The 24,485-nt window shown below is 67.5% G+C and carries 19 protein-coding genes; 4 read left to right on the forward strand and 15 right to left on the reverse strand.

Annotated elements, in window-relative coordinates:
• Positions 1 to 26: 26 nt before the first annotated feature.
• Positions 27 to 704 (reverse strand): MarR family winged helix-turn-helix transcriptional regulator, encoded by a 678-nt coding sequence (locus FHS28_RS10490; RefSeq protein WP_246409898.1) that lies wholly within the window; start codon positions 702 to 704, stop codon positions 27 to 29.
• Between the two features lie 75 nt (positions 705 to 779).
• Between FHS28_RS10490 and FHS28_RS10495 the strand changes: the two genes are divergently transcribed.
• The gene (locus tag FHS28_RS10495; RefSeq protein ID WP_088452895.1) at positions 780 to 2,273 is read left to right on the forward strand and encodes a flavin-dependent oxidoreductase; all 1,494 of its coding nucleotides are present in this window, start codon (positions 780 to 782) and stop codon (positions 2,271 to 2,273) included.
• Here the strand turns inward: FHS28_RS10495 and fghA are convergent.
• The 4 genes from fghA to FHS28_RS10515 form a co-directional block, all read right to left on the reverse strand.
• Entirely contained in the window at positions 2,218 to 3,078 is an 861-nt protein-coding gene (gene fghA / locus FHS28_RS10500; protein ID WP_088452893.1) for an S-formylglutathione hydrolase, read from the reverse strand. The two genes, FHS28_RS10495 and fghA, sit on opposite strands and share 56 nt — an antisense overlap.
• A gap of 86 nt (positions 3,079 to 3,164) precedes the next feature.
• Positions 3,165 to 4,199, reverse strand: a complete 1,035-nt coding sequence (gene gshB / locus FHS28_RS10505) for a glutathione synthase (RefSeq protein ID WP_088452891.1) — start codon at positions 4,197 to 4,199, stop codon at positions 3,165 to 3,167.
• Between the two features lie 19 nt (positions 4,200 to 4,218).
• A complete protein-coding gene (locus FHS28_RS10510; protein ID WP_088452889.1) occupies positions 4,219 to 5,385 on the reverse strand; it encodes a benzoate/H(+) symporter BenE family transporter in 1,167 nt (388 codons plus the stop codon).
• A 102-nt stretch (positions 5,386 to 5,487) separates the two neighbouring features.
• Positions 5,488 to 7,371, reverse strand: a complete 1,884-nt coding sequence (locus FHS28_RS10515) for a potassium transporter Kup (RefSeq protein ID WP_088452887.1) — start codon at positions 7,369 to 7,371, stop codon at positions 5,488 to 5,490.
• 230 nt (positions 7,372 to 7,601) lie between these two features.
• Between FHS28_RS10515 and FHS28_RS10520 the strand changes: the two genes are divergently transcribed.
• The 3 genes from FHS28_RS10520 (at position 7,602) to FHS28_RS10530 (ending at position 10,907) form a co-directional block, all read left to right on the forward strand.
• The gene (locus FHS28_RS10520; RefSeq protein ID WP_088452885.1) at positions 7,602 to 8,573 is read left to right on the forward strand and encodes a LysR family transcriptional regulator; all 972 of its coding nucleotides are present in this window, start codon (positions 7,602 to 7,604) and stop codon (positions 8,571 to 8,573) included.
• 421 nt (positions 8,574 to 8,994) lie between these two features.
• On the forward strand, positions 8,995 to 9,717 hold the full coding sequence (locus FHS28_RS10525; RefSeq protein ID WP_184294531.1) for a hypothetical protein: 723 nt from the start codon (positions 8,995 to 8,997) through the stop codon (positions 9,715 to 9,717).
• A gap of 155 nt (positions 9,718 to 9,872) precedes the next feature.
• The gene (locus FHS28_RS10530; protein WP_184294534.1) at positions 9,873 to 10,907 is read left to right on the forward strand and encodes a hypothetical protein; all 1,035 of its coding nucleotides are present in this window, start codon (positions 9,873 to 9,875) and stop codon (positions 10,905 to 10,907) included.
• A gap of 112 nt (positions 10,908 to 11,019) precedes the next feature.
• On the opposite strand, the gene gshA is transcribed toward FHS28_RS10530, so the two are convergent.
• The 10 genes from gshA to FHS28_RS10580 form a co-directional block, all read right to left on the reverse strand.
• Entirely contained in the window at positions 11,020 to 12,315 is a 1,296-nt protein-coding gene (gene gshA, locus FHS28_RS10535) for a glutamate--cysteine ligase (protein WP_088452879.1), read from the reverse strand.
• Between the two features lie 238 nt (positions 12,316 to 12,553).
• Positions 12,554 to 14,098, reverse strand: a complete 1,545-nt coding sequence (amt, locus tag FHS28_RS10540; protein ID WP_088452877.1) for an ammonium transporter — start codon at positions 14,096 to 14,098, stop codon at positions 12,554 to 12,556.
• A 115-nt stretch (positions 14,099 to 14,213) separates the two neighbouring features.
• Positions 14,214 to 14,552 carry a P-II family nitrogen regulator gene (gene glnK / locus FHS28_RS10545; RefSeq protein WP_088452875.1) on the reverse strand — a complete coding sequence of 113 codons (339 nt, stop codon included), beginning with the start codon at positions 14,550 to 14,552 and terminating at the stop codon, positions 14,214 to 14,216.
• 38 nt (positions 14,553 to 14,590) lie between these two features.
• Complete coding sequence (locus FHS28_RS10550; protein WP_088452873.1) at positions 14,591 to 15,298, reverse strand: TorF family putative porin; 708 nt, start codon at positions 15,296 to 15,298, stop codon at positions 14,591 to 14,593.
• Between the two features lie 299 nt (positions 15,299 to 15,597).
• Positions 15,598 to 15,906 (reverse strand): HU family DNA-binding protein, encoded by a 309-nt coding sequence (locus FHS28_RS10555; protein ID WP_257720738.1) that lies wholly within the window; start codon positions 15,904 to 15,906, stop codon positions 15,598 to 15,600.
• Between the two features lie 285 nt (positions 15,907 to 16,191).
• Positions 16,192 to 17,400 carry a VWA domain-containing protein gene (locus FHS28_RS10560; protein WP_088453149.1) on the reverse strand — a complete coding sequence of 403 codons (1,209 nt, stop codon included), beginning with the start codon at positions 17,398 to 17,400 and terminating at the stop codon, positions 16,192 to 16,194.
• Positions 17,401 to 17,507: 107 nt separating this feature from the next.
• Positions 17,508 to 19,898 (reverse strand): DUF5682 family protein, encoded by a 2,391-nt coding sequence (locus FHS28_RS10565; RefSeq protein WP_184294536.1) that lies wholly within the window; start codon positions 19,896 to 19,898, stop codon positions 17,508 to 17,510.
• A 5-nt stretch (positions 19,899 to 19,903) separates the two neighbouring features.
• Positions 19,904 to 20,995, reverse strand: a complete 1,092-nt coding sequence (locus tag FHS28_RS10570) for an ATP-binding protein (RefSeq protein ID WP_088452869.1) — start codon at positions 20,993 to 20,995, stop codon at positions 19,904 to 19,906.
• Positions 20,992 to 22,581, reverse strand: coding sequence for a DUF5691 domain-containing protein (locus tag FHS28_RS10575; RefSeq protein ID WP_184294538.1), 1,590 nt, complete (start codon positions 22,579 to 22,581; stop codon positions 20,992 to 20,994). The genes FHS28_RS10570 and FHS28_RS10575 overlap by 4 nt, the downstream gene beginning before the upstream one ends.
• Positions 22,578 to 24,188 (reverse strand): SWIM zinc finger family protein, encoded by a 1,611-nt coding sequence (locus tag FHS28_RS10580; RefSeq protein WP_088452865.1) that lies wholly within the window; start codon positions 24,186 to 24,188, stop codon positions 22,578 to 22,580. Before FHS28_RS10580 ends, FHS28_RS10575 begins: the two co-directional genes overlap by 4 nt.
• Between the last annotated feature and the right edge of the window lie 297 nt (positions 24,189 to 24,485).

The following is a 24,485-nucleotide window of genomic DNA, read 5'->3' on the forward strand; positions in this document are numbered from 1 at the left end:
CGGCCGCCATCGCACCCCGCCGCATTTCATCGGCAGTGGCCCGACGCTATCTCGGCCAGCGTCTCCAGCGCCGCGCGCAGGGCCGGCGCCTGGTCCCCCAGCGCGTCGATCAGCGCCTGATCATGCGCCTGCACCTGCTGCTCCAGGGTGGTGAGCCTGCGCCGCCCTTGCGCCGTGAGATACAGCCCCCAACGCCGACCATCGGCCTCATCGTCTCGGCGCTCCACCCAGCCGCGATCGGTGAGCCAGTCGGTCAGACGCAAGGCGCCACTGCGGTGCAGGCCCATCGCTTCGGCCAGCACGCCCTGGCGCATGCCGGGATTGCGTCCCACCAGCACCAGCGCTGCGAACCGCTGGGGGCTGATCTGCGCCTTGGCGGTGGCGCGGTGGAAGTCCAGGTAGAGCGCGTTCTGAGCGCGGCGCAAGGCATAACCGAGGAGGTTGTCCAGCAGCCCATAGTCGAGGCCAGGCACGCGCACCAAAGGGGCTTCAGGCGCCGAGCCCGCATCGCTCGAGGGACGTTTGGCAGTGCTCGCCGCCGATCCGGCGGAGGCACGCGCGGCTCCCTCGTGATCCTCGTCCAGCGCTTGCGCAGCCCGCTTCATGGGGAGGTCGGTTCCGGGCTGCACATCGCCGGCTTTGCGTCGGCTGGCGTTGAATGGGCTGTCGTCGAGGGCGTCGGCGTCGGCATTGGCGGCATCCATCACCTCAGCTTAGATACTGTTGCGCACTGCAACTATCTCGCTTACCCTGACCCGCAAAGAACCACGGAGACGCGCATGGACATCCTGATAGCCGGCGGCGGCATCGGTGGCCTGACGGCAGCGCTGGCGCTGCATCAAGACGGCCACCGCGTGCAGGTCTGTGAGGCCGCGAGCCAGCTCAAGCCGCTGGGTGTGGGCATCAATCTCCTGCCCCATGCGGTGGCCGTGCTGGACCGCCTGGGGCTGATGCCGCAGCTGGAGGCGATGGCGGTGCCCACCTCGGCGCTGGTCTTTGCCAATCGCCATGGCCAGCCGCTGTACCGCGACACCCGCGGAGTCGCTGGCGGCTACAGCCATCCGCAATTCAGCATCCACCGCGGCGAATTCCAGATGCTGCTGTGGCGCACCGCGCAGGAGCGGCTGGGCGCTGAAGCGCTCTGCGGCGGTGAACGGGTGGTGGGCGTCCGACAGCAGACGGCTGGCGAAGGGCCTGCTGAGAACCGTGGCCCCGCCATCGCCGAGATCGAACACAGCGACGGCCGACGCAGTGAACGCCGCGCCGCCCTGGTGATCGGCGCGGACGGCATCCATTCCGCGCTGCGCCGCCAGTTCCATCCCGACGAGGGACCGCCCCGCTGGAACGGCATGATGATGTGGCGCGGCACCACCCTCGCCCGGCCCTTCCTGGACGGACGCACGATGGTGCAGGCCGGCCACCGTCGGGCCAAGTTCGTGGTGTATCCGATCGCTCCGCCCCGTCCCGACGGCCTGCAGTTGATCAACTGGATCTGCGACCGCCGCCTGCGCGAGGACGGCCTGGGCGGCGGGCTGAGCGCGCCCGGCCGTGAAGACTGGAGCAAGCCGGGCCAGATCAGCGACCTGCTGCCCACCTTCGGCGCGTGGCACTTTGACTGGCTCGATGTGCCCGGGGTGATCGAGGGCGCGCAGCAGCTGCTGGAATGGCCGATGGTGGACCGCGACCCGCTGCCGCGCTGGCGCCAGGGCCGCGTCACGCTGCTGGGAGATGCGGCGCATCCGATGTATCCGATTGGCTCGAACGGTGCGACGCAGGCCATCATGGATGCCCAGGCGCTGGCCCGGGCGCTTCGCGATCACGGACTGGCGGGTACGGGGGCGGCGTTCGCTGATGCCGCAGACGTCCCTGCACGTGGACCGGCCGATGCGCACGCAGTGACGCAGGCTGATGCGCAGGCCGACGCAGCGTCAGAGGCCGAGCGGCTTGAGGTCGCGTTGGCCGCCTACGAGGACGAACGGCGGCCCCTCTGCGCCCGCATCGTCGAGATGAATCGCCAGGAGGGGCTGGACTACATTCTCGACATGGTCGAAGAGCGGGCGCCCGATGGATTCGAGCGACTGGAGGATGTCATCGACCCGGCAGAGATCGACGCTTTTGTGCGCGGCTACAAGGCGGCGGCCGGGCACCGGCTGCAGCAGGGCCAGGGCTCGGACGCCACAGAGGGCGCCCCTCAGAACGCCCGTCAGAGTACTCCCCTCACCGCCCCTGCAAGCCCATCTGCCGGGCGTGATGCGTCAGATGGTCATCAATGACCGTGGCGATGAAGTAGTAGCCGTGGTCGTAGCCATCATGGCGGCGCAGGAACAGGTCCTGGCCCACGGTGGCGCAGGCTGATTCCAGCGCCTCGGGGTAGAGCTGCTCCACCAGGAACTTGTCCGCCAGACCCTGGTCCACCAGCACGCCGCCGGGGAACGGGGCCCTGGACTGGCTCGCCATCAGTGCACTGGCGTCATGGGCCGGCCAGGCGTCCCGGTCCTCGCCCAGATAACCGGTGAACGCCTTCACACCCCACGGGCAGCGGCTCGGGGCGGCGATCGGCGCGATGGCCGACAGCGACACAAACGCTTCCGGATGCCGCAGCGCCAGCGTCAAGGCGCCATGGCCGCCCATGGAATGGCCACTGATGCCGGTGCGTGCCGCATCCAGGCCCAGTTCCGCCTGCACCTGCGGGATCAGCTCCTTCATCAGGTAGCTCTCCATGCGGAAGTGCCGGGCCCACGGCGCCTGCGTCGCATCCAGGTAGAAGCCCGCGCCCACGCCGAAGTCCCACGATTCCGTGGCGCCCGGCAGCGCACTCACGGCCTCGCCGCGCGGGCTGGTGTCCGGCATCAGCAGCGCCAGGCCCAGCTCCGCCGCGCGGCGCTGGGCACCGGCCTTCATCGTGAAGGTCTCTTCGGTGCAGGTCAGTCCCGCCAGGAAGACCAGCAGACCCTTGGCACCCCCTGGGGGCACGAACAGGGCAAAGCGCATCGGCAGGCCGATCTGCTGCGACGCATGACGATAGAAACGCTGCACGCCGCCGAAGCTGCCGTGCTCGCTCATCAGTTCAAAGTTCATATCAAGGTCTCCAGCACCAGGCGTCAGCCGCCGGGCTTCAGGCTTCAGGCTTCAGGCTTCAGGCTTCAGGCTTCAGGCTTCAGGCTTCAGGCCTGAGTGCGAGCGGCATGGAAGGCACTCGCGGCCTTCGCGGCATCAGCGGCGCGTGCAGCGACGCCCTGCTCCAGCGCATCGACGAAGGTCGCGGCCACATCAAAGCCCGTCTGCTCCATGATCTCCTGGAAGCAGGTCGGGCTGGTCACGTTGATCTCGGTCATCTTGTCGCCGATCACGTCCAGACCCACCAGCAGCAGTCCGCGCGCGGCGAGCACCGGCGCCAGCGCCTCGGCGATGCGGCGGTCCGCATCGCTCAGCGGCTGGGCCACGCCCTTGCCACCCGCGGCCAGATTGCCACGCACCTCGCTGCCCTGCGGAATGCGGGCCAGGCAATACGGCACCGGCTGGCCGCCGATCAGCAGGATGCGTTTGTCCCCTTGCGCGATCTCCGGCACGAAGCGCTGCACCATCACCGTCTCGGCGCCCTGCTTGTTCAGCGTCTCGATGATGCTGCCCAGGTTCAGGCCATCGGCCTTCACGCGGAAGATGCCCATGCCGCCCATGCCGTCCAGCGGCTTGAGGATGATGTCCTGATGCTCCGCATGGAAGGCACGGATGGCTGCGTCCGAACGGGTCACCAGCGTTGGCGAGATGAATTGGGAGAATTCGAGGATGGCCAGCTTCTCCGGATGGTCCCGCAGCGCCGACGGCTTGTTGAAGACCTTGGCGCCCTCCCGCTCGGCCTGCTCCAGCAGATGGGTGGCGTAGAAGAATTCAGAGTCGAACGGCGGGTCCTTGCGCATCAGCACCGCATCGACATCGGCCAGAGCCAGCGGCCCGCGTTCCTCGATGTGGTGCCAGACCGCGAGCTTGGTGCCGGCGCTGCTGGCCACCGCTTCGGGCGTCAGCACCAGGCGGCGGGCTTCCCGCGCGGTCACGCGGCTGCCGCTCACCCACATCAGTTCCGGCACCTCGCAGGCCCAGACTTCATGGCCGCGGCGGGCGGCCTCGCGCATCATGGCGAAGGTGGAGTCCTTGTAGGTGTTGAAGGCCGAGAGCGGATCGGCGACGAACAAAATCTTCATGGGGGGCTTCCGGAAAAATTCAGCGTTGCCTGAAGTGTTGCACCATCAGAGAAACCGCGCCGGCCACGACCCCCCAGAATGCGGAGCCGATGCCCAGCAGACTGAGCCCGGAGAGAGTGACCAGGAAGGTGAGCAGGGCCGCATCGCGGTGTTTTTCTTCCTTCAGGGCGGCAGAGAGCCCCCCGGCGATGGTGCCCAGCAGGGCCAGACCGGCCACCGCCGTCACCAATTCCTTCGGGAAGGCATGCAGCAGGCCCACCACGGCGCCGCCGGCCAGGCCGATCATCAGATAGAACACGCCCGCCATCACCGACGCCATGTAGCGCCGCTTCGGATCTTCGTGCGCTTCGCGCCCCATGCAGATGGCGGCGGTGATGGCCGCGAGGTTGAAGGCATATCCACCGAAGGGTGCCAGAAGGACGGTGGCCAGACCGGTGGTCGTGATGCTGGCGGACACCGGGGTGTCGTAGCCTGCGGCCCGCTGCGCCGCCACGCCGGGCAGGTTCTGGGACGCCATGGTCACAAGGAACAGCGGCAGCGCCACGCCGATGAGCGTCGTCACGCTGAAGGTCGGCGTCGTCCAGACCGGTAGGGCCCACTGCCAGTGCACGTCCCGCCACTGCAACTGCCCCTGCACGCCCGCCACGAGAATGCCCATCAGCAGCACCGCCGGGGTGGCATACCGGGGCCACCAGCGCCGCCCGGCGAGATAGGTCAGCGCCATGGCGACCACCAGCAGCGGCTGTGTCTTCGTCGCCAGCACCGCATCCAGCCCGAACCGGGCCAGCACACCGGCCAGCAGCGCAGCAGCAATCGCGATCGGGATGCGGTCCATGAGGCGCTCGAAAACACGGGTGACCCCGAAAAGCACGATCAAGCCGCCACAGACGATGAAGGCGCCGATGGCTTCGGCCATCGGCACGCCGGAGGTGGCGGCCAGCAGGGCGGCACCGGGGGTGGACCAGGCGGTCAGCACCGGCTGGCGGGTCCAGAGCGACAGACCCAGGCTGGTCAGGCCCATGCCGATGCCCAGGGCCCAGATCCAGGAGGTGGTCTGGGCCTCGGTCGCTCCCAACTGCTGGGTGGCCTGAAAGATGATGGCCACCGAGCTGGTGAAGCCCACCAGCACGGCGACAAAGCCGGCGACGGTGGCGGACAGGGACAGGTCTTTCAGGGCACGTTGCATGGTGGCCGGAGCATACCTAGGCGGCGGTCACCTCTGAAGACCTGGGCGCTGCGGATGTCACCCGCGGGCGGATGGCGCCGCGGACCCGGCGGCCCACCGCTTTTAGATCTCGACCTTGGACCCCAGCTCCACGATGCGGTTGGTGGGCAGGTGCAGGAAGTCCGCCGCCGCGGCCGCATTGCGGTGCATGCTGGCGAACAGCTTCTCCCGCCACAGGGCCATGCCCGAGCCGATGGTCGGAATGACGATGTCCCGCGAGAGGAAGTAGCTGGTCTCCATCTCGTCCAGATGCACGCCGCGCTGCTCCAGCAGCCGCAGCGCTTCCGGCACGTCCGGTTCGTTCTTGAAGCCGAAGTGCAGCGTCACCTGCCAGCAGTGGTTGTCCAGGCTCTCCACTTCCACCCGCTTCTCGAAGCCGATCCACGGCACCTCGTGATGGCGCACGCTCACAAACAGGTTCTGCTCATGCAGCACCTTGTTGTGCTTGAGGTTGTGCAGCAGCGCATTGGGCGTGGTGCCCTGCTCGGCCGACAGGAATACCGCCGTGCCCACCACCCGCGTCGGCGGATTGATGAACACCGCCTCGAGGAAGCTGCGCAGGTCGATGGCGTCTTCGCGCAGCTTGTCCGACAGCAGGCGGCGGCCCTGCTTCCAGGTCAGCATCAGGGTGAACATGCCCACGCCGATCATCAGCGGGAACCAGCCGCCGTGCGCCACCTTCAGCAGATTGGACGCAAGGAAGGTGGCGTCAATGACAAAGAACGCGCCGGTGGCGGCAATGCACAGCGCCAGCGGATATCCCCAGCCATAGCGGATGACGAAGAAGGTCATGATGGTGGTGATGGTCATGTCGATCGTCACCGCCACGCCATAGGCGCCGGCCAGCTTGCTGGACGAGCCGAAGAAGGCCACCGCCACCACCACAAAGGCGAACAGACCCCAGTTCACAAACGGCACATAGATCTGGCCGATGTCCCGCACGGAGGTGTGCAGGATGCGCATGCGCGGCAGCAGCCCCAGCTGCACCGCCTGCTTGGTCACCGAGAAGGCCGCGGTGATCAGCGCCTGCGAAGCCACGATGGCCGCCAGCGTCGCCAGGCCGAACAGCGGGATCTCGGCCCAGGACGGCGCAATCAGGTAGAACGGGTTCTTGATGGCCTCGGGCCGCTCCAGCAGCAGGGCGCCCTGGCCGAAGTAGTTCAGCACCAGCGCCGGCATCACAAAGCCATACCAGGCGATGCGGATGGGCTTCTTGCCGAAGTGCCCCAGGTCTGCATAGAGCGCCTCGCCGCCGGTCACCACCAGCACCACCGCGCCCAGGGCGACGAAGGCGATCCAGCCGTAGTCGACGCAAAACCGCACGGCATACAGCGGATTGATCGCCGTCAGCACATGCGGATTGCCCCAGATCTGCGGCACTCCCAGCGCCGCCAGCGTGGTGAACCACACCAGCATGACCGGGCCGAAGGCCTTGCCCACGCCGCTGGTGCCAAAACGCTGCACCGAGAACAGTCCGGCCAGCACGATCAGCGTGACCGGGACGATGACGTTGTCGTATTGGGGGAAGTAGACGTCAATGCCCTCCACCGCCCCCAGCACCGTCATCGCCGGCGTGATCACCGCATCCCCAAAGAAGATGGCGGTGCCGAACAGGCCGACCAGCATCAGGCTGCGTCGCAACTGCGGCTTGTGGCGCACGGCCGTGGTGGCCAGGGCCAGCATGGCGATCAGGCCGCCTTCGCCGTTGTTGTCCGCCCGCAGGATCAGCAGCACGTATTTGAGGGAGACGATGACAGTCATCGTCCAGAAGAGCAGGGACAGCACGCCCAGGATGTTGTCGTGTGTCAGCGGCACATGGCCGCCATGAAACACTTCCTTCAGGGCATAGAGGGGGCTGGTGCCGATGTCCCCGTACACAACACCCAATGCGCCGATGGTCAGGCCCGCGAGGGCGGACGGCGAGCGGGCCGCTTGGTGTGAACTCACAGAGTCGCTCGCGACCGTTCTGAGGGGTCGCGAAAAGTCGAAAGTGCGTATTGTGTGCTTCTATTTGTGCAGCGCAACACCCCCACCTCTGTGACCGACTTTGGCTTGCGTCCGGGCGACGGCCGTGCGAAGGAATTGCGTCAGAGTTGACGGGGGCGGTTGGCGGATCACATCCTGTAAACCCCTGCGTGCGCTTTGCAGGTACGCTTGCGCCTCTTTCCAGACCGCCCATGACCGACCTCTCTTCCACGCCCGAGGCCGCCGAGCAGTTCATCGTGCGCCGCATGAGCCTGCGGCATGCGCGGGTGCTGATCGCCCTGCACGACACCGGCAACGCCAGCCATGCCGCGGAAGTGCTGCATGTGACCCAGCCGGCGGTCAGCAAGACGCTGGCCGAGCTGGAGCAGGGCCTGGGCCAGATGCTGTTCCTGCGCAAGGGCCGGCATATGTACATCACGCCGGTCGGCCGCCGGTTGCTGACGCTGGCCCGCAAGATTGAAGCGGACCTGCACCGGGCGGCCGGAGAAGTGGCCTCCATGGTGCGGGGCGCCACGGGCGAGCTGCGCATCGGCGCCACCAATGCCGCTTTGGCCCGGCTGTTGCCACGGGCGGTGGCGGCGCTGAAGCGGGAGTCGCCGCAAATGACGGTGAGCGTGCGCACACATGCGCTGCGTTCCTTGTTCGAAGATCTGCTGGCCGGCCAGCTGGACCTGGTCATTGCCCGGGTGATGCCGCAGGACGAACCGCTGGGGCTGCAGCGCATGGCCCTGCTGCAACAGCCGGAGCGGCTGGCGATCAGCGCCATCCATCCGCTGGCGTCGGCCGAGACGCTGAGCTGGGAAACGCTCAGCCGCCAGCGCTGGATCTGGCACATGCCTGGCACCCGCACCCGGATGCTGGTGGACCGGCTCTGGCAGGCCAAGGGTCTGCCCCTGCCCAGCGATCTGATCGAAAACGGCGACCTGCTGCTGTCGCTCAACATGATGTGTGAGATGCCGCTGCTGGCGGTCATGCCGCACGATGTGGCGGTGGACGCCGAACGCAAGGGCATCGTCCGGCTGCTGCCGCATGACGTGGACCTGGGCCTGGGTGCGCTGTCGGTCTGGCATCTGCCGGATGCGCACGGTGAAGGGCTGGACCGCTTCAAGCTGCTGCTGCTCCAGGCGGCCACGGACGTGGAAGGCGCGGCCCTCAAGGCCTGACGGAACCGCCCGGCGCGCCGCGGTCAACTGAGGGGCAGCGGGGTTGTCCCGTGCCTCCTGTCCCCCGCCGATGCGCACGCTGCCGCTGCAATCCCTGGTTCCCATTGTTGGAGCCGATCCGACAACCGATCACGCCGCATTCGCGGATCCCACCGCGGCCCCGCCGGAGTGGCTGATCAGGCATGAGGACGCTGCGGCAGAGGTCCTGGGCCTGATCCGTCAGGGAACGGTTCCTGCGCATGGGCCGGTCCTCGCCCCACTGGGGCGGCAACTTCACCAGGACGGACATGTACTGGTCAGGCAGCGCCTGGCTTTGCTGCCCTCACCGACCGGGAGATCGGGCGCGTCGCCGATGCCGATCAGCGCGGGCGCTGCGTCAGCCCGTCAGGGAGCTTCGACCTCCATCCCGGAGCTGGTCATCATGCGTCCCCCATCGGATGACTACGTTCCGATGGTGGAGTTCATGCTGATTCTCCGAGGACTGAACGCCCGCCACGTGGTGGCCCTGGGCAACGTTGCGCGGCCATGGGCCAAGGATGGGGAGGCCACGCCATCCACTTACGTGTTGGTGGACGGGGACTCGGCGGTCCGCTACAGGTCGTCAGACGTCACGCAAAGGGGTGCGGGCTGGCGACGTCAGATCGAGTTCGAATGGGAACCCCCGGCCAACGACCCGCCGTCCAACGCCCCCCCGGCCACGAAGGTCTGCGATCGGCACAAGATTGAGCAATTGCAGGTGGAGTGCGGAACGCCTGGCACCCTGGGGCCCGCCCAGCTGCGCTGCGCCGCGGACTGGATCCTGTGGAACAGCCAGCCAGGAGAGCGGGTGGTGCTGCTGGGCCGCGATGACGTGGGCGTGAAGAGCTCGCCCGATGCCGATCCCCTGCTGGCCATGAGCGGCCAGTTGGCCCTGACGCTGGCCCTGCGCCAGGGGCTGATGGCCACTGCGGGGCCGACGCCGGACACGGCGGACGCGTTCTACCGCCATCAGCAGCGGCAGTGGCTCCTGGACGCCGCCAGTGATCTGCACCAGCGCGATCCCGCCTTGCTGGGTGGCCCGGTGCATCTGGCGGCGGCGCTGGCTGCGTCGGAGCCCTTGGACGCACCGGACTGCCCGGCGCCCATGCATTCGCCAGCGGCCTGATCCCGCCGGCGCCGCATCGCCCTGAAGAACCACCGGCTGGCCTGTCCCACTGACCACGGTTGCAGCGCCCGCTGCCCACTGCGCAATGGCCTTCGCAAGATCCGATTGAGGCCGCTGAAGGAGAAGCCCCACACATGGTCCCCAGTTCATCCTCCATGTCCCTGAACACCACGTCGCACGCGCTGGCAGAGCCGGAGCAGGTGGGACGCCCCCCGCCTCCGGCCGGTCCTCAGCCACCACCGTCCGGCATTCCCTGGCTCAGTGCGCACCGGCAAGTCGCCGAGGCGGTGCTGGAAGACGCAAAACAGCATCGGCGTCCAGCCCATCCGCCGGTCTTCGAATTCGGGACTCTTTACGGAGTGGACGACTGCCCTGCGCTTCTGCGAAGCCAGGTGACCGTGCGGACCGCGTTGGGTCCGCAGCACGCTGAGCGTCCTGCGGGCCGAGCGCTGCAGCTGCTCGCCAGTCCAGCCCCAGACGTGCATAGCGGGTGGGACCTGCTGCGAGCCCTGCGCAGCCTTCAGGTCGAAGCTCTGGTCACCCTGGGCGACCTGCCGGTCACGTGGTTGCCCACGTCCTCCCCGCTCAACTGCGCCTACGCCGTCAACAGGCCGAAAGAGCCGACGCTGCTTCTGGAAACCACTGCCACGCAGTGCTGGGGCAGTGGTTGGTCCAGCAAACTTTCCCTGCGCGCCACCGCACCGATGGCGGACGGCTCGTTGCCCGCCCTGACCTTACAGCGACTGCACCTACCCACACAAGCAGTGGACCTGCTGCCGCCGGATTCCCTGCAGAGCGTGCTGGACTGGATGACTGAGCACACGCCTCCCGGAGCGCCGGTCGCATTGATGGCTGTCAACGATATCCCTACGCCGCATCCCGCATCAGATCCATTCCCGCTTCGGATGATGGGCAACCAGGTGGCCCTGGCAATGGCGCTGCGCGAAGGCGGGGAGACGTTTGGCCGTGACCATGCCCTCGCGCAAGCTCAAAGGCAGCAATTGCTGGCGGATGCCGCCAGCGAACTGCATCGACACTGTCCCGTGCCGCTGGTGGGAACGAGCCACCTGAGCGCAGTGCTGGAGGCGGATCACCGGAGCCGATCCTCGAGACAGGGTCCTAGACCTCCCCCCGCGAGACCGGTCCCCCCGGTTCGATCGGCACTCACCCACAACGCCGATGGAGGGTGATTCATCAGCCAAGAAACCTCGGCCCGGCGGCTTCGTCCCTATTGACGAGTTGCCTCCGTGGCAACTCGCCCGACCGCCAAAGTACAGCGACGAATGAAGACGCGCCCTGCCCTCAGGCGTAGTCCTCCGCTTCCGGATCCGTCGCTTCCAGCTCATAGCTGGCGGCCAGCATGGCCAGACGGGCGATGACGCCATACATGTAGAAGCGGTTCGGCGCGCTGGCGCCGGGCTTCTCCCCCGGAGCGGGCAGGTGCGACGAATGCGCAAACGCCAGCGGCACATAACTCGAGCCCGGGGCGTTGAGGTTCTCGTCTTCGCCACGGTCCGCATGCACGCGGTAGAAGCCGCCCACCACATACCGGTCCATCATGTAGACCACCGGTTCGGCGACGGCGTCATGCATGCGTTCGTGGGTCACCACGCCTTCCTGCACCAGCACCTGCGACACCACCTGACCGTCCTTGATGACGCTCATCTTGTTGCGGGCGCGGCGTCCCAGGTCTTCCAGGTCCTTGGCATCGCGCACCGTCATGATGCCCATGCCGTAGGTGCCGGAATCGGGTTTGACCACCACGAACGGCTTCTCCTGGATGCCGTATTCCTTGTACTTGCGGCGGGTCTTGGTGAGCACGTTGTCCACTTGCGCCTGCAGGGCGTCCAGGCCCTGGCCGGTGCTGAAGTCCAGGTCGCCCACGGCCACCGACTGCGGATAGATCAGCCACGGGTCCATGCCCAGCAGCTTGGCGAATTTCTTGGCCACTTCCTCGTAGGCCCGGAAGTGCTGGCTCTTGCGGCGCAGCGCCCAGCCGGCATGCAGCGGCGGCAGCAGGTACTGCTCATGCAGATGGGTCAGCACATCCGGAATGCCGGCCGAGAGGTCGTTGTTCAGCAGGATGGTGCAAGGGTCGAAGTCTTTCAGGCCCAGTCGCGAGCGCTGACGGATCAGCGGCTCCAGCGTCAGGCTGGTGCCGTCGGGCAGCGGCAGCGCGGTCGGCTCCTTGATGCTGTCGTCCAGGGTGCCCAGACGCACGTTCAGACCCGCCATGCTGAAGATGCGGATCAGCGTCTGGACATTGGTCAGGTAGAAGCTGTTGCGGGTGTGCTTCTCCGGAATCAGCAGCAGGTTCTTCGCTTCCGGGCAGATCTTCTCGATGGCCGCCATCGCCGCCTGCACCGCCAGCGGCAGCATCTCGGGCGTCAGGTTGTTGAAGCCGCCGGGGAAGAGGTTGGTGTCCACCGGGGCGAGCTTGAAGCCCGCATTGCGCAGGTCCACCGAACTGTAAAACGGCGGCGTGTGCTCCATCCATTCCAGCCGGAACCAGCGCTCAATGGCCGGCATGGACTCGAGCACGCGCTGTTCCAGCTCGTTGATGGGACCGGTCAGGGCGGTAATGAGGTGTGGAACCATGATGGACGGGGCGCTGGGCAGCCGGGGTAAGAGAGATTCTAGGGAAGCTTTCGGGCGGTCCGGCGCCAGTTCCGGGGGCTTCAAGCAATCCTTGGGTGCTGACACGTGGGGCCGGCCCTGCCAAAGGCAAGGGGCGATCCCAAAAAAAAGCCGCCCCGGAGGGCGGCTGGAAGTCGAGCACCGGGCATCCCGGGCTGCTCAACCGTTCATTGCAGGAACTATCTTGGAGGTGACCGGATTACTTGTGATAGGCGGTTTCGCCGTGCGAGGTGATGTCCAGACCTTCGCGCTCGTCCTCTTCCGACACGCGCAGGCCGATCACCAGATCCACCAGCTTGAAGGCGATGACCGAGACCACACCCGACCAGACGATGGTCAGGCCGACCGCCTTGGCCTGCATCCAGACCTGAGCGGCGATGGAGTAGGCGTCCGCCGTGATCATGGATGCCGTCACCCAGTCGCCGACGGCGCTGGGGCCGCCCAGATTGGGCGAATTGAAGACACCGGTCAGCAGGGCGCCGACGATACCGCCCACGCCGTGCACACCAAACACATCCAGCGAGTCGTCCGCACCCAGCAGCTTCTTCAGGCCCGACACGCCCCACAGGCAGACGAAGCCGGCGATGAAACCGATGATCAGCGCACCGCCCACACCGACGTTGCCGGCGGCCGGGGTGATGGCGACCAGGCCCGCGACGGCGCCCGAAGCGGCACCCAGCATCGAGGCCTTGCCCTTGAACATGGCTTCACCCAGGCTCCAGGCCAGCACGGCGGCGGCGGTGGCCACCAGCGTGTTGATGAAGGCCAGGGCAGCAAAACCGTTGGCTTCCAGGGCGGAGCCGGCATTGAAACCGAACCAGCCCACCCACAGCAGCGAGGCGCCCACCATCGTCAGCGTCAGGCTGTGCGGGGTGAAGGCTTCCTTGCCGTAGCCGATGCGCTTGCCCACCATGTAGGCACCCACCAGGCCGGCGACAGCGGCATTGATGTGCACGACGGTACCGCCGGCGAAGTCCAGCGCGCCCCACTGCCAGAGCAGGCCGGCCTTGCTGGTCATCTCATCCGCGACGGCGGCCGAGGTGTAGGCATCCGGGCCCATCCAGAACCAGACCATGTGGGCCATCGGCGCGTAGCTGAAGGTGAACCACAGGACCATGAAGGCCAGCACCGCGCTGAACTTGATGCGTTCGGCGAAGGCGCCCACGATCAGGCAGCAGGTAATGCCGGCGAAGGTGGCCTGGAAGGCGGCGAACACGATCTCCGGAATCACCACACCCTTGCTGAAGGTCGCGGCGTTGGCAAAGGTGCCGGCGGCGTTGTCCCAGATGCCCTTCATGAAGAGCCGGTCGAAGCCGCCGATGAACTTGTTGCCCTCGGTGAACGCCAGGCTGTAGCCATACAGGGTCCACAGCACCACGATCAGCGAGAAGGTCACCATGACCTGCATCAGCACCGACAACATGTTTTTGCTGCGCACCAGGCCGCCGTAGAACAGGGCCAGGCCCGGCACCGTCATCAGGATCACCAGCAGGGTGGAGACCATCATCCAGGTGGTGTCACCCTTGTTGGGCACCGGGGCGGGGGCGGCTGCCGCGGAAGCGGCGTCTGCCGGGGCCGAAGCCGCGGGGGCCATCGGGGCTGCGGCCGGCGTGGCCACAGGGGCGGAAGCGTCCGCCGAGGCGGCAGCCACCGGCGCGGAGGCGGCATCCTGCGCCATGGCCGCGGGGGCCAGGCTGGTGAAGGCTGCCGTGGCCAGGGCCAGGCAGGCAAGCAGTTTCTTCATGTCGGACTCTCTCAATGTGGAGGTTCTCTGGACGGCGCTTTCAGCGTCGTCGTGGGACGTGACAGGGTCGTGAGGAAATCGTGGGGAAGACGAGCCGGGACAGATCAGGCCCGGATCACAGCGCGTCCTGACCGGTCTCGCCGGTGCGGATGCGGATGACCTGGTCCAGCGGCGACACAAAAATCTTCCCATCGCCGATCTTGCCGGTGCGGGCGGCGTTTTCAATCGCCTCGATCACCTGCTCGACCACACCTTCGGCGACGGCGGCTTCAATCTTCACCTTGGGCAGGAAATCCACGACATATTCGGCACCGCGATACAGCTCGGTGTGGCCCTTCTGGCGGCCAAAGCCCTTCACTTCAGTCACGGTCAGCCCCTGCACGCCGATGGCACTCAGGGCTTCGCGCACTTCATCCAGCTTGAAGGGCTTGATGACGGCAGTAATCAGTTTCATGACTCTCTCTCCTCGAAATCAGCGCGGCCGGCGGCGGCTCAGAAGACCTTCTTGACCGAGACGACCAGGCCGTTCTTGCCCAGGTCCTTGCCCTTGCCGCCGATGTAGGCGTCGGTGCTGGTGGCCACGAAGGCGGCGCCCCAGGTGAAGCCTTGCCAGTCCTTGTTCACCGTCAGCGAATAGTCCGTATAGGAGAAATCGCCGTTGTTCTTGACCTTCTGGTGACCGATATGCGGCGTCATGGTGAAACCGCTGCCGACGTCGAAGGTGGCGCTCAGGTCGAGGTAGCCGCTCTGCTTGGAGTCGGCAAAGCCGAAGAGATTGGAGACCGAGTGCGAATACTTGAGAGTGGCCGGGCCCACGGTCACGGCGCCATAGAGCTCGTTGGTGTTGGCGCTGGTGGCCAGCTTGTTGCTGGGATAGTTGTAGCGCAGGAAACCGACGTCCACGGTCACGTCCTTGGCGACTTCCGTCTTGTAGCCGAGGTAGGTGTCGATTTCGACGTCGGCGTCGCCGCCGGAGTCCTTGATCCACTTGATGGTGGAGGCCCACGCGCCAATATAGAAGCCGCTGGGATGGGCGTAATCGATGCCGCCTTGCAGAGCGGGCTTCAGGCGGGTCTGCGAAATGCCACGGTAGCGGTAGTCGGACGTGACACTCAGGTTGTAGGAGAGGTCATCGGCCCACACCGGGGCGGCGGTGGCGGCCAGGGTGGCAACTGCGATGACGGCGAGAATGGGCTTCATGCGGGCTCCTGATACTTGTGGGGGACGATCTCCGAATCCACCTCAGGCTTTGCAGCTTTTGTGCCAGCCCCATTCCGGCTCATGACGCCACGAGGCGTTTCAAAACCTGCCCCGAGATGCGTCGGAACGCACCAGGGATGTGCGTTTACGGGCTTGTGGTTAACCCTTGCGGCGCCCCAAGGGGGTGCTGAATGTGTCCAATGTCTTTGTCGATCAGATGTGAAAAAGCCGCCCATGCGAGCGGCTTTTCAGAAGTGAAAACGCCCGCACAAGGCGGGCGTTGATCAAGCCAGGCTTGATTACTTGTTCACGGCGTCCTTCAGGGCCTTGCCCGGCGTGAACTTGGCCACCTTGGCGGCCGGGATCTCCAGCGCTTCGCCAGTGGCGGGGTTCTTGCCGGTGCGCGCCGCACGGTCGCCCACCTTGAAAGTGCCGAAGCCGACCAGCGCGATGGTGTCGCCCTTGGCGAGCGCTTCCGTGATGGTCTCCAGAGTGGCGTCCAGCAGGGACGTGGCCACGACGCGGGTGACACCAGCCTTGGTGGCGATGCCTTCGATCAGTTCGCTTTTGTTCATCAGACTCTCAAAACAGACCCGGATCCGGGTGATCCGGGGGTCGCGATTATCGGGCCTGCGGCCCGGGCGGGGAAAAAGCGACTGTGTAGCACTTTCACCCCCCTATCGGCGCAGCTTCGTCCCCCCAACTGAAACAAAACGTCCCACAAAGCGGCGGCACCACCGCGCAATGTCGCCCGGACACCGGTTTTCCGGCGTTTTCGCCCACCCGGGCCGTTGACTTTGGACGCTGATCGCACGATGGACCGCATTCGACAACTGCTCCAGAAAGCCAGTGTTGAGATGCGCCACGCGGCGTCGGACAAGCTCAACGAACCGTCAGGCTTCGCCCTTCCCCGCGGTCACGATCCCCTGCCCGGCCGCCCAGCCGTTCACATCGTCCCGGCGGATGGCCGCGGCCATCAGGCCCGGAAACTGATCCGGCGTGCACGCGAACGACGGCACCCCGAGCGCCGCCAGCTTGGCCGCCAGCCCGCGGTCATACGACGGCGCGCCTTCATCGCTGAGTGCCAGCAAGGTCACGAACTGCACCCCGCTCTCCACCAACTCCGACGCCCGCTGCAGCAGTTGCTGCTCCACGCCCCCTTCGTAGAGATCAGAGATCAGCACAAAGATGGTGTTTCGCGGTTCCCGGATCTGCGACTGGCAATAGGCCACCGCCCCATTGATGTCGGTGCCGCCGCCCAGCTGCACGCCGAACAGCAGATCCACCGGATCGTCCAGCTGCTCGGTCATGTCCACCACCGCGGTGTCGAACACCACCAGCCGTGTGCTGACCGATGGCAGCGACGCCATCACCGCGCCAAAGATACTGGCATACACCACCGAGTTGGCCATCGAGCCGCTCTGGTCGATGCACAGCACCACCTCCCGCTGCGGGCGACGTGCCTTGCGGCCGTATCCATGCAGGGTCTCCGGAATCACCGTCCGGTGGCTCGGCTGCCAGTGACGCAGATTGGCGCGGATGGTGCGGTGCCAGTCGATTTCCGCCAGCCGCGGCCGCCGGTTACGCTGGCTGCGGTCCAACGCACCACTGACGGCGCTGCGCATCGGCTCTTCCAGCCGCTTCATCAGCTCGTCCACCACCTGACGCACCACCTGCCGAGCGGTGTCCTTGGTGCCCGCCGGAATCACACCCGACAGCGCCAGCAGGCTGGCCACCAGATGCACATTGGGCTGAACCGTCTGCAGCATCTCCGGCTGTAGCAGCATGTCCCGCAGATTCAGCCGCTCCAGCGCGTCCTTCTGCATGACCTGCACCACGCTGCTGGGGAAGTACTTGCGGATGTCCCCCAGCCAGCGCGCCACCCGCGGTGCCGAGCCGCCGCGACCGCCCCGGCGTTCGGTGGTGAGGCCCTGGCCGTGCTCGTCATACAGCGCGCTCAGCACCTGGTCCATCTCCTGCGCCTCGCCACTCAGGGCGCCGCAGCTGTCTTCGGCTTCGCCCCCCAGGACCAGACGCCAGCGGCGCAGGCGCTCGCGGTCGTCGGCTGGAGGGGACGACTGGAAGGTGTCCATCGCGCTCATGGGAGCCTTCTTGTTCAACGGGTCCATCACGTCTGCCGTTTCCGCGGCGGCCATCGCGCCCGATTCATCCGCCGAGTCCATGGCGGCGTTCGAGGGGATCGGGGTCGTCATGCCGTCAGCCCCAGCAACTGGCGCAGCAACGGCAGCGGCTGCGCTGCACGGACCTCATCCCACACCGGTGCCGCCGGCTGGCCGGTGCTGCCGGTCTTGCGACGCGCGCGCGCGCCCAGATCCCTGCGCTCGCCCGCCTCGAAGGCGGCAAAGGTCCGCCGCACCAGTGGCAGCACACGCACGAAATGCTCCTCGCTGAGCCCGGCCAGCCACCGATCCACCAGCGGCCAGACTTCGTCATGGTGCAACAGCACCACTGCATTGCGATTCAAAAAGCCGTCCAGCCAGGCCGCAGCCTTCAAGGGCTCTGCGCCGCTGCTCAGATGCAGCGACAACGCATTTCCGGCCTCCTCTGCAGTGAGCGCGCCATCATCCAGCAGCAGCCGCGTCGCGAGGCCCTGCAGCAGTTCATGCGCGCTGCCCGACCCGGCCAGGTGACGAATCGCCCGCTGCCACTGCTGCGCCGGCGCCTCCTGGCGACCGGGATCCCGCAGCCTCAAGGCGGCATGGGCGGCCAGCAGGTCCTGGCGCAACTGATCCGCGGCGGCATCGTCGATCGAGCGGCCCACCAGCGGCAGCCCGATGGCGGCCCGCACCACCAGCCCGTCAAACACCTGCCCCACCAGCGAGGCATCGGTCTGCCGGACATTGCCGTAGCGGAAGACGTTGGCCAGCGGCGGCAATGCCGCCATCAGCTGGCTCGCATCGCCGGTGTGCGCGGCATGGTCCTGCAGCGCCTTGGACGCCAGCACCACCGCCTGCGGCAGATCCGCCAGCAGCACCTGGTCCACCAGCTCCGCCAGGGAGGCCAGATCCTTGGCCGCTTCACAGCGTTCCGCGACGCGGGCGGTGGCGGCCGCGGCCACCGTCTGTCCGTAGCGGCTGGCCTCGATGAGCCGGACCGCAAACCGCGGCTCCCACTGCAACGTCCAGACCTCATGGAAGGTGCCTCGCGACGAGCGCCCGACGCGCGCCAGCGATCCCCATCCCACCCCGAGCAAGCCGAGCCGGTGCAGCAGGTGACTGCGTGCCAGGTCGTTGGCTTGGCGCAGGTCCAGGTCGAGTGTCTTCTGCGCAGCCTCCGGCTTGAGCCGCAATGACTTCTGCGCCTGCTCCAGATCCCTCTGCAGCGGCACCTTGGGCACACTGGCTGGCACCTGCCCCAACCGGTCGCCGATGATCAGTTCCTCGCGGATGAACTTCAGCACCGTGTCGTCGCCCAGCGTCATCACGGTACGGGTGGCTTCATTCAATTCGTCCAGCCCTGGGGCCGGACGCTGACGCAAGGCCGCGAGGGTGTCGGCCAGCCGCGCCGCCTCGATGAGATGGGCGCTGGAGCAATCCAGGTCCCGCGCGCGCATCAGACGGGCGACACGCGCCAGCCAGCCGACGGCGCGCGACTCTGGCTGCGCCGCGCCGCTGCTGCGCCACAAATGTTCATACCAGCCGGGCGACTGGATGCCGGCACCATAGCCGCTCTGCCAGGCGAGATGACGATACGTCCACGGGACCCAGGTGCTGGAGACCTTGAGCTTGGGCAGGCCCTTGAGCAGGGCCTGATCGGCCTTGGCGGTGACACTGGCCTGCAGGCCGCCCAGGTGCCAGGCGCCGCAGATGACGGCGATACGCTGGAACCCCTCCTTGCTGGCGGCGCGGATGCACTGCCGCATGTGGGCTTCGCGAAGCGCTTCGCGCTGAAGTTGCGCGGCGGGAAGTCGATCAACATCCGGCAGCTCGGCGCGAACGGCGAGCATGGCCTCCTCGATGGCGGCGAACAGCTCTTCGCCGTCGCCGCGTTCCTCGACCATGTGATTCCACCAGCTCTCACCATCGGCATATCCGGCGGCACGGGCGAGCCAGTCGAGCGGGTCGGCGCGCGCGGCCGAAGCATCGCTCCCGGGAGCGACGTCAACGGGCGAAGCGCCCAAGGCGATGTCTCCCTCCGCCGTGGCAACGCCCTGCCCCTCCGGTCCTTCCTGCCCTGTGGGGCCGGGAGGCCCTGCCTGCGGGGCCGCCGAGACGGTCGATGCTTCGCGTTGCTCCGCCTGTTCTTCTTCGCGCTGATCCAGCGCGAGGCTGATCGCGACCGGCAGGTCGATGAACCGCACCGTCGCCCCGGCCGATGCCGACCAGCGCAGCGCCTGCCATTCCGGCGAGAACTCGGCAAACGGGTGGTACACCGCCCGCCCCGCGTCCTCGACCCCGTGGGTGAGCAGCGCCACCGGCGGCTCCATGTCCGGGGCCAGCACGTCTGCCATCAGCCCATCAGCCTCCGGCGGCCCTTCGATCAGCACGCAGTCCGGGCGGAGTGTCTCCAGCGCGCGCAGCAGGCTGCGGGCGCATCCAGGCCCGTGATGCCGCACGCCAAAGTAATGCACCTGGCTCACCGCATTCACACCTGCTCGCGGCAGGCCCGATACAGATCCTTCCAGTCGGCCCGTTCCTTGACCACGGTCTCCAGGTATTCGGTCCACACCACCTGGTCCTGCACCGGATCCTTCACCACCGCCCCCAGCAGACCCGCCGCCATGTCGCGCGGACTCAGCACCCCGTCACCGAAGTGGCCCGCCAGCGCCATGCCGCTGTTGATCACCGAAATCGCCTCGGCCGTTGACAGCGTGCCGCTGGGCGACTTCACCTGCGTCTTGCCGTCTTCCGTCTTGCCGTTGCGCAGCTCCCGGAAGATCTGCACCACCCGCCGCACTTCCTTCAGCGCGGGCGGCTCGGCCGGCAGTTGCAGCGCTTCGCCCATCTCGGTCACCCGCTTCATCACGATGGCGACCTCTTCCGCTTCGGAGGCCGGTACCGGCAGCACCACCGTGTTGAAGCGACGCTTGAGCGCGGCGGACAGCTCATTCACGCCCTTGTCCCGATTGTTGGCCGTCGCGATGACGCTGAAGCCGCGCACCGCCTGCACCTCACTGCCCAGTTCGGGCACCGGCAGGGTCTTCTCGGACAGCACGGTGATCAGGGAGTCCTGCACGTCCGCCGGGATGCGGGTGAGTTCTTCCACGCGGGCGATCTTGCCGGCGCGCATGGCCTTCATCAGCGGACTGGCCACCAGCGCCTGCTCCGAGGGACCATTGGCCAGTAGCTGCGCATAGTTCCATCCGTAGCGGAGCTGCTCCTCCCCGGTGCCTGCCGTGCCTTGAATCAGCAGGGTCGAATCCCCGCTCACTGCAGCGGCCAGGTGTTCCGACACCCATGACTTGGCCGTGCCCGGCACGCCATACAGCAGCAGGGCCCGGTCGGTGGCCAGTGTCGCGACAGCAATCTCCATCAGCCGTTCATTGCCGATGTACTTGGGGCTGATCTCAAAGCCGTTCTCCAGCGTGCCGCCCATCAGGTAGCGCAGCACCGCCCACGGCGACAGACGCCAGTTCTCCAGCCGGGGGCGGCGGTCCTGACGTTGCAGCTCGTCCAGTTCATGCGCGAACTGCTGCTCGGCATGCCGGCGCAGCACAGGGGCTTGGGAAGTCGTCATGGGGTCCTCGAAGTCAACCGGGGCAGATGAAGAAGGGCCTGGCGCAAGGCCGCCACCTGGGCGACGGCGGTCATGGCCTCGGCATGGGAGGCGGTTTCGCCGTCGCGCTGGAACTGCGTGACGGTTGCGAATTCGGCCAGGCAGTCCGGATGGATCACGGCGCAGAACTCCGCCAGCAGCGGCCGGGCGCCGTAGTCGTCCTTGAGCTTGCCGCTCTGGGCGTGGGACAACACCAGACGCGTCATCGCCCGCGAGAGCGGCAAGCCCAGCGTATGGCCTTCCAGGCAGGCGGACAGCAGCACGACCAGCGGCAGCTGCGCCGCCTCGACGTGATGCAGCCAGTGGCGTTCCCGCCGTTCGGCCGGCAGCCAGTGCAGCAGCTGGGCCGACAGCGGGGTGAGCATCGACATCGGCGCCATCTTCGGCCCGGTGGCCAGGGCGCCCTGCTGACGCAGACGGCCCAGCAGGGCTTCGCACCAGTCCGGCTCGCGGGAGACGGACAAGGCGTCGATCCAGCCGCGAGTCAGGGATTCGGTCCAGTCGCCCGCGGCGGCCCAGTCAAGCAGCTCGCTCACGCTCAGGCCGGTGTGGCGTGTCCACCAGCTGACGGGCACCTGACGCACCAGCTGGTACAGCCACCAGCCGCGCTCGCCCAGGCTGTCGTTCTGCGGGCGTGTGGGCGTGATCTGGTCAGCCTCCCAGGCGGGATCGGCAGCACGGGGCGCTTCCAGTTGCCAGCCGCCCGTCGCCTGACCGGGACTGCGGGTCAGCAAGCCCGCGACGCGGGCCTGCGCACGGTCGCTGAACGCCGATCCGTCCACCTGCGCCAGCAGACGCACGGCCAGTTCGCGGACCTCCCGGCTGCGGTCGCTGCGGCAACGCTCCAGCAGGGTTTCGTCCTCGGGGCCGAGGTGGGTCTCCAACACCGCCAGCAGGTCCGCGCGCTCTTTGGCGGGCAGCTCCGGCAAGGCCTGCGCCAGACGATCGCGGGCGGCGTCCGGGGCGCTCTGGCGCTCCTGTCGCAGGAAGGCGCGGCGCTGGTCGAGCGTGCCGTCGGTCCAGTGATGCGGCTGGGGCTCATCGCCGGATGCCCCTGCGGCGAAGCGCCAGTCGTCCCGCCGTGCGGCCAGCCAGCGGCCCCGTTCATCCAGCACGCGCAGGAGCGACGGACGCAGGGCGATGGACCGACGCCCCTGATCGAGCGCCTGCGGCAGCAGAGCCGTCGGCAGGCGATAACCGGCGTCGGCCAGCGTCTGGAACAGATGCTGATGCAACTTCGCGAAGTTTTCGTGCAGGGCCCACCGCATCAGCTCGTGCAGCGCGGCGGGCGCCGGCGGGCGGACGTCGTCAGCGGCAGGCCGTGCGGCGAGGTCGGCCGGCGTCAGGGCGATGGAGGGGCGGGCGCCTGCCAGCGCACAGGGCGCCAGGACGGCAGCGGTCCTGAGCACGCGCAGCGCGGCGTCGTTCAGGCCTTGCGCGGCCTCGGTGGCACAGCGGCCCACATCGCCTGGCCAGGCGGGCAGGTCGCCGCTGTGCTTGTCCGTGCCGACCATCACCGCCGGCAACAAAGGGGTCCAGACACTCATGCAGCGCTCCGGGTCCAGAGGGGGACCGGCGAGTCACCGGACCAGGCAGTGAGGGGGCGGAAGCGCTCGCCATCCCATTCCCCGGCGAGGGTCATCGGATGGCCGCCCGAGGCGGCGAGCAGCAGCCAGCGGTCGTCGGCGCTGAGGACTGCAGGAAGGGCGTAGGGGGGCGTGGGGGCGTTGCTGGCCGTCCGGGGGGCGGGTGCGATCAGCGGCCCGGCTTCGTCGGACAGCAGGACCAGCGCGTCGCTCAGCACCATGGGATGCAGCAGGACAAAAGGGTTGGACGCCACGCGCTCCGAAACACGGTGCCATTCCGAGGCCCAGGGGTCACCCATCGGGGCATCGGAAGACGACGGCCGATGCGGGACCGTCGTGACGACCCTCGCGGCCACGGTCGCCTCAAGTGACACCGCAGATCCCGCCGCGGGCCTCGACGCAGATCCCACCACAGAGCCCGCCGCCAGTTGCGACGACGTCAGGGACATGGGCTTCAGGCTCAGCACATCCGCACTGTCGAGTCGCTCGACGACCAGCGCGCGCAAGGGAGCCGCGCCGGGAAAGTCGGCCAGCGAGGCGGTCACTGCCGTCCCTGGCGCCCACAGGCCGTTGAAGCCACGTCCGCCATGCGCATGCTCCAGCAGCCACACGCGGCGTCCGCTCGTTTCGCCCTGCAGCCAGACGCGCCGCTCCATCAGGCGGCCGTCGCGCTCTTCGGTGATGACGCCGAGCACGATCAGGCGGTCCTGCCAGGGCGTGGCCGTCGCCAGCACCTCCGCCTGATCCACCGGCCAGCCACACACGGTGCGCAGATCCGCCTGGACGGCTTCCGGCAACGAAGTCCGTCGCCCGATGGCCTCGACCGCCAACTGAAGCAACCCGAGGCGGCTGAGCATGCGCTCCGGCCAGTCCGGGCCTTGACGCCAGGTTTCCGCCGCGGCCGTGAGCCGCTGACCGAGTCCGGGCGCCTGCGCATCAACCATGCGGGCCGCCATCGTGTGCCAGCCTTTGATGGCGGCGGCATCCAGGGTGGCAAAGCCGCGGGCCACCTGGTCATTCAGCCACCGCTGCAACTCCTGGGCTGCGGCTTCAATCCGCTGCCAGCGTTGGACCTGGCGCTGCCGGGACGGTGCGCCCGCGTCGGCGGCCGTGTCGGCAGCGCCTTCGGTCCCTTCGGTGCCCGCCGCGCCGTCGGCGGTCTCGCCATCCTCCTGCCGCGCCGCCCGTTCCTCGGCGCGTTTCACAGCCTCGCGGTCCCGTTCTTCCTTCTTCTCCGCCCGCTCATGGCGCGAGGCCAGCCACTCTGCCACCCAGGCAGGCGCTTCGGTGGCGGTGAAGCTGGGGGCCGTCTGCACTCGCATCAGCAGCAGCGCCAGGCCATGCTTGCAGGGGAACTTGCGGCTGGGGCAGGAGCACTTGAAGGCCGGACCACTCAGGTCCACCTGCGTTTGATACGGCTTGGACCCGCTGCCCTGGCACTCCCCCCACACGGCCGCCTCATCGGCACCCAGCAGCGGCCATTTGGCCGGCGAGGTCAGCCCGCGGGCCGCCTTGGCCGATGACTCGTCCGGCGCCAGGGCCAGCACTCCCTCCATGGTCAGCGACATGCTGGCCCGCTCCCGATTGATTTTCGAATGACGGGCAGTCTAGCCAAGTTCGAGCGGGGGCCAATGTGTCCAAAGTCGCGGGGTCGGACGAACCGCTCATGGGGCCCGGCGTGTCGGCTCCCGGCGCGGTCGCGGCAAGGGAATGTGTCCATACGTGACTGCGGGACGTCTTGCCGGGCCTTGGTTAGGCTAGTCTTCATTACGCTTCCTCACACACCCGCTGATACCGGTATCAATGCCGTGGGCGAACATGCTCACCGCCTTCAGGACCCGTGAGCGTCCTGGGCCAACAGCGGA

This window comes from Roseateles terrae, assembly GCF_014192155.1.
GTDB lineage: Bacteria > Pseudomonadota > Gammaproteobacteria > Burkholderiales > Burkholderiaceae_C > Roseateles > Roseateles terrae.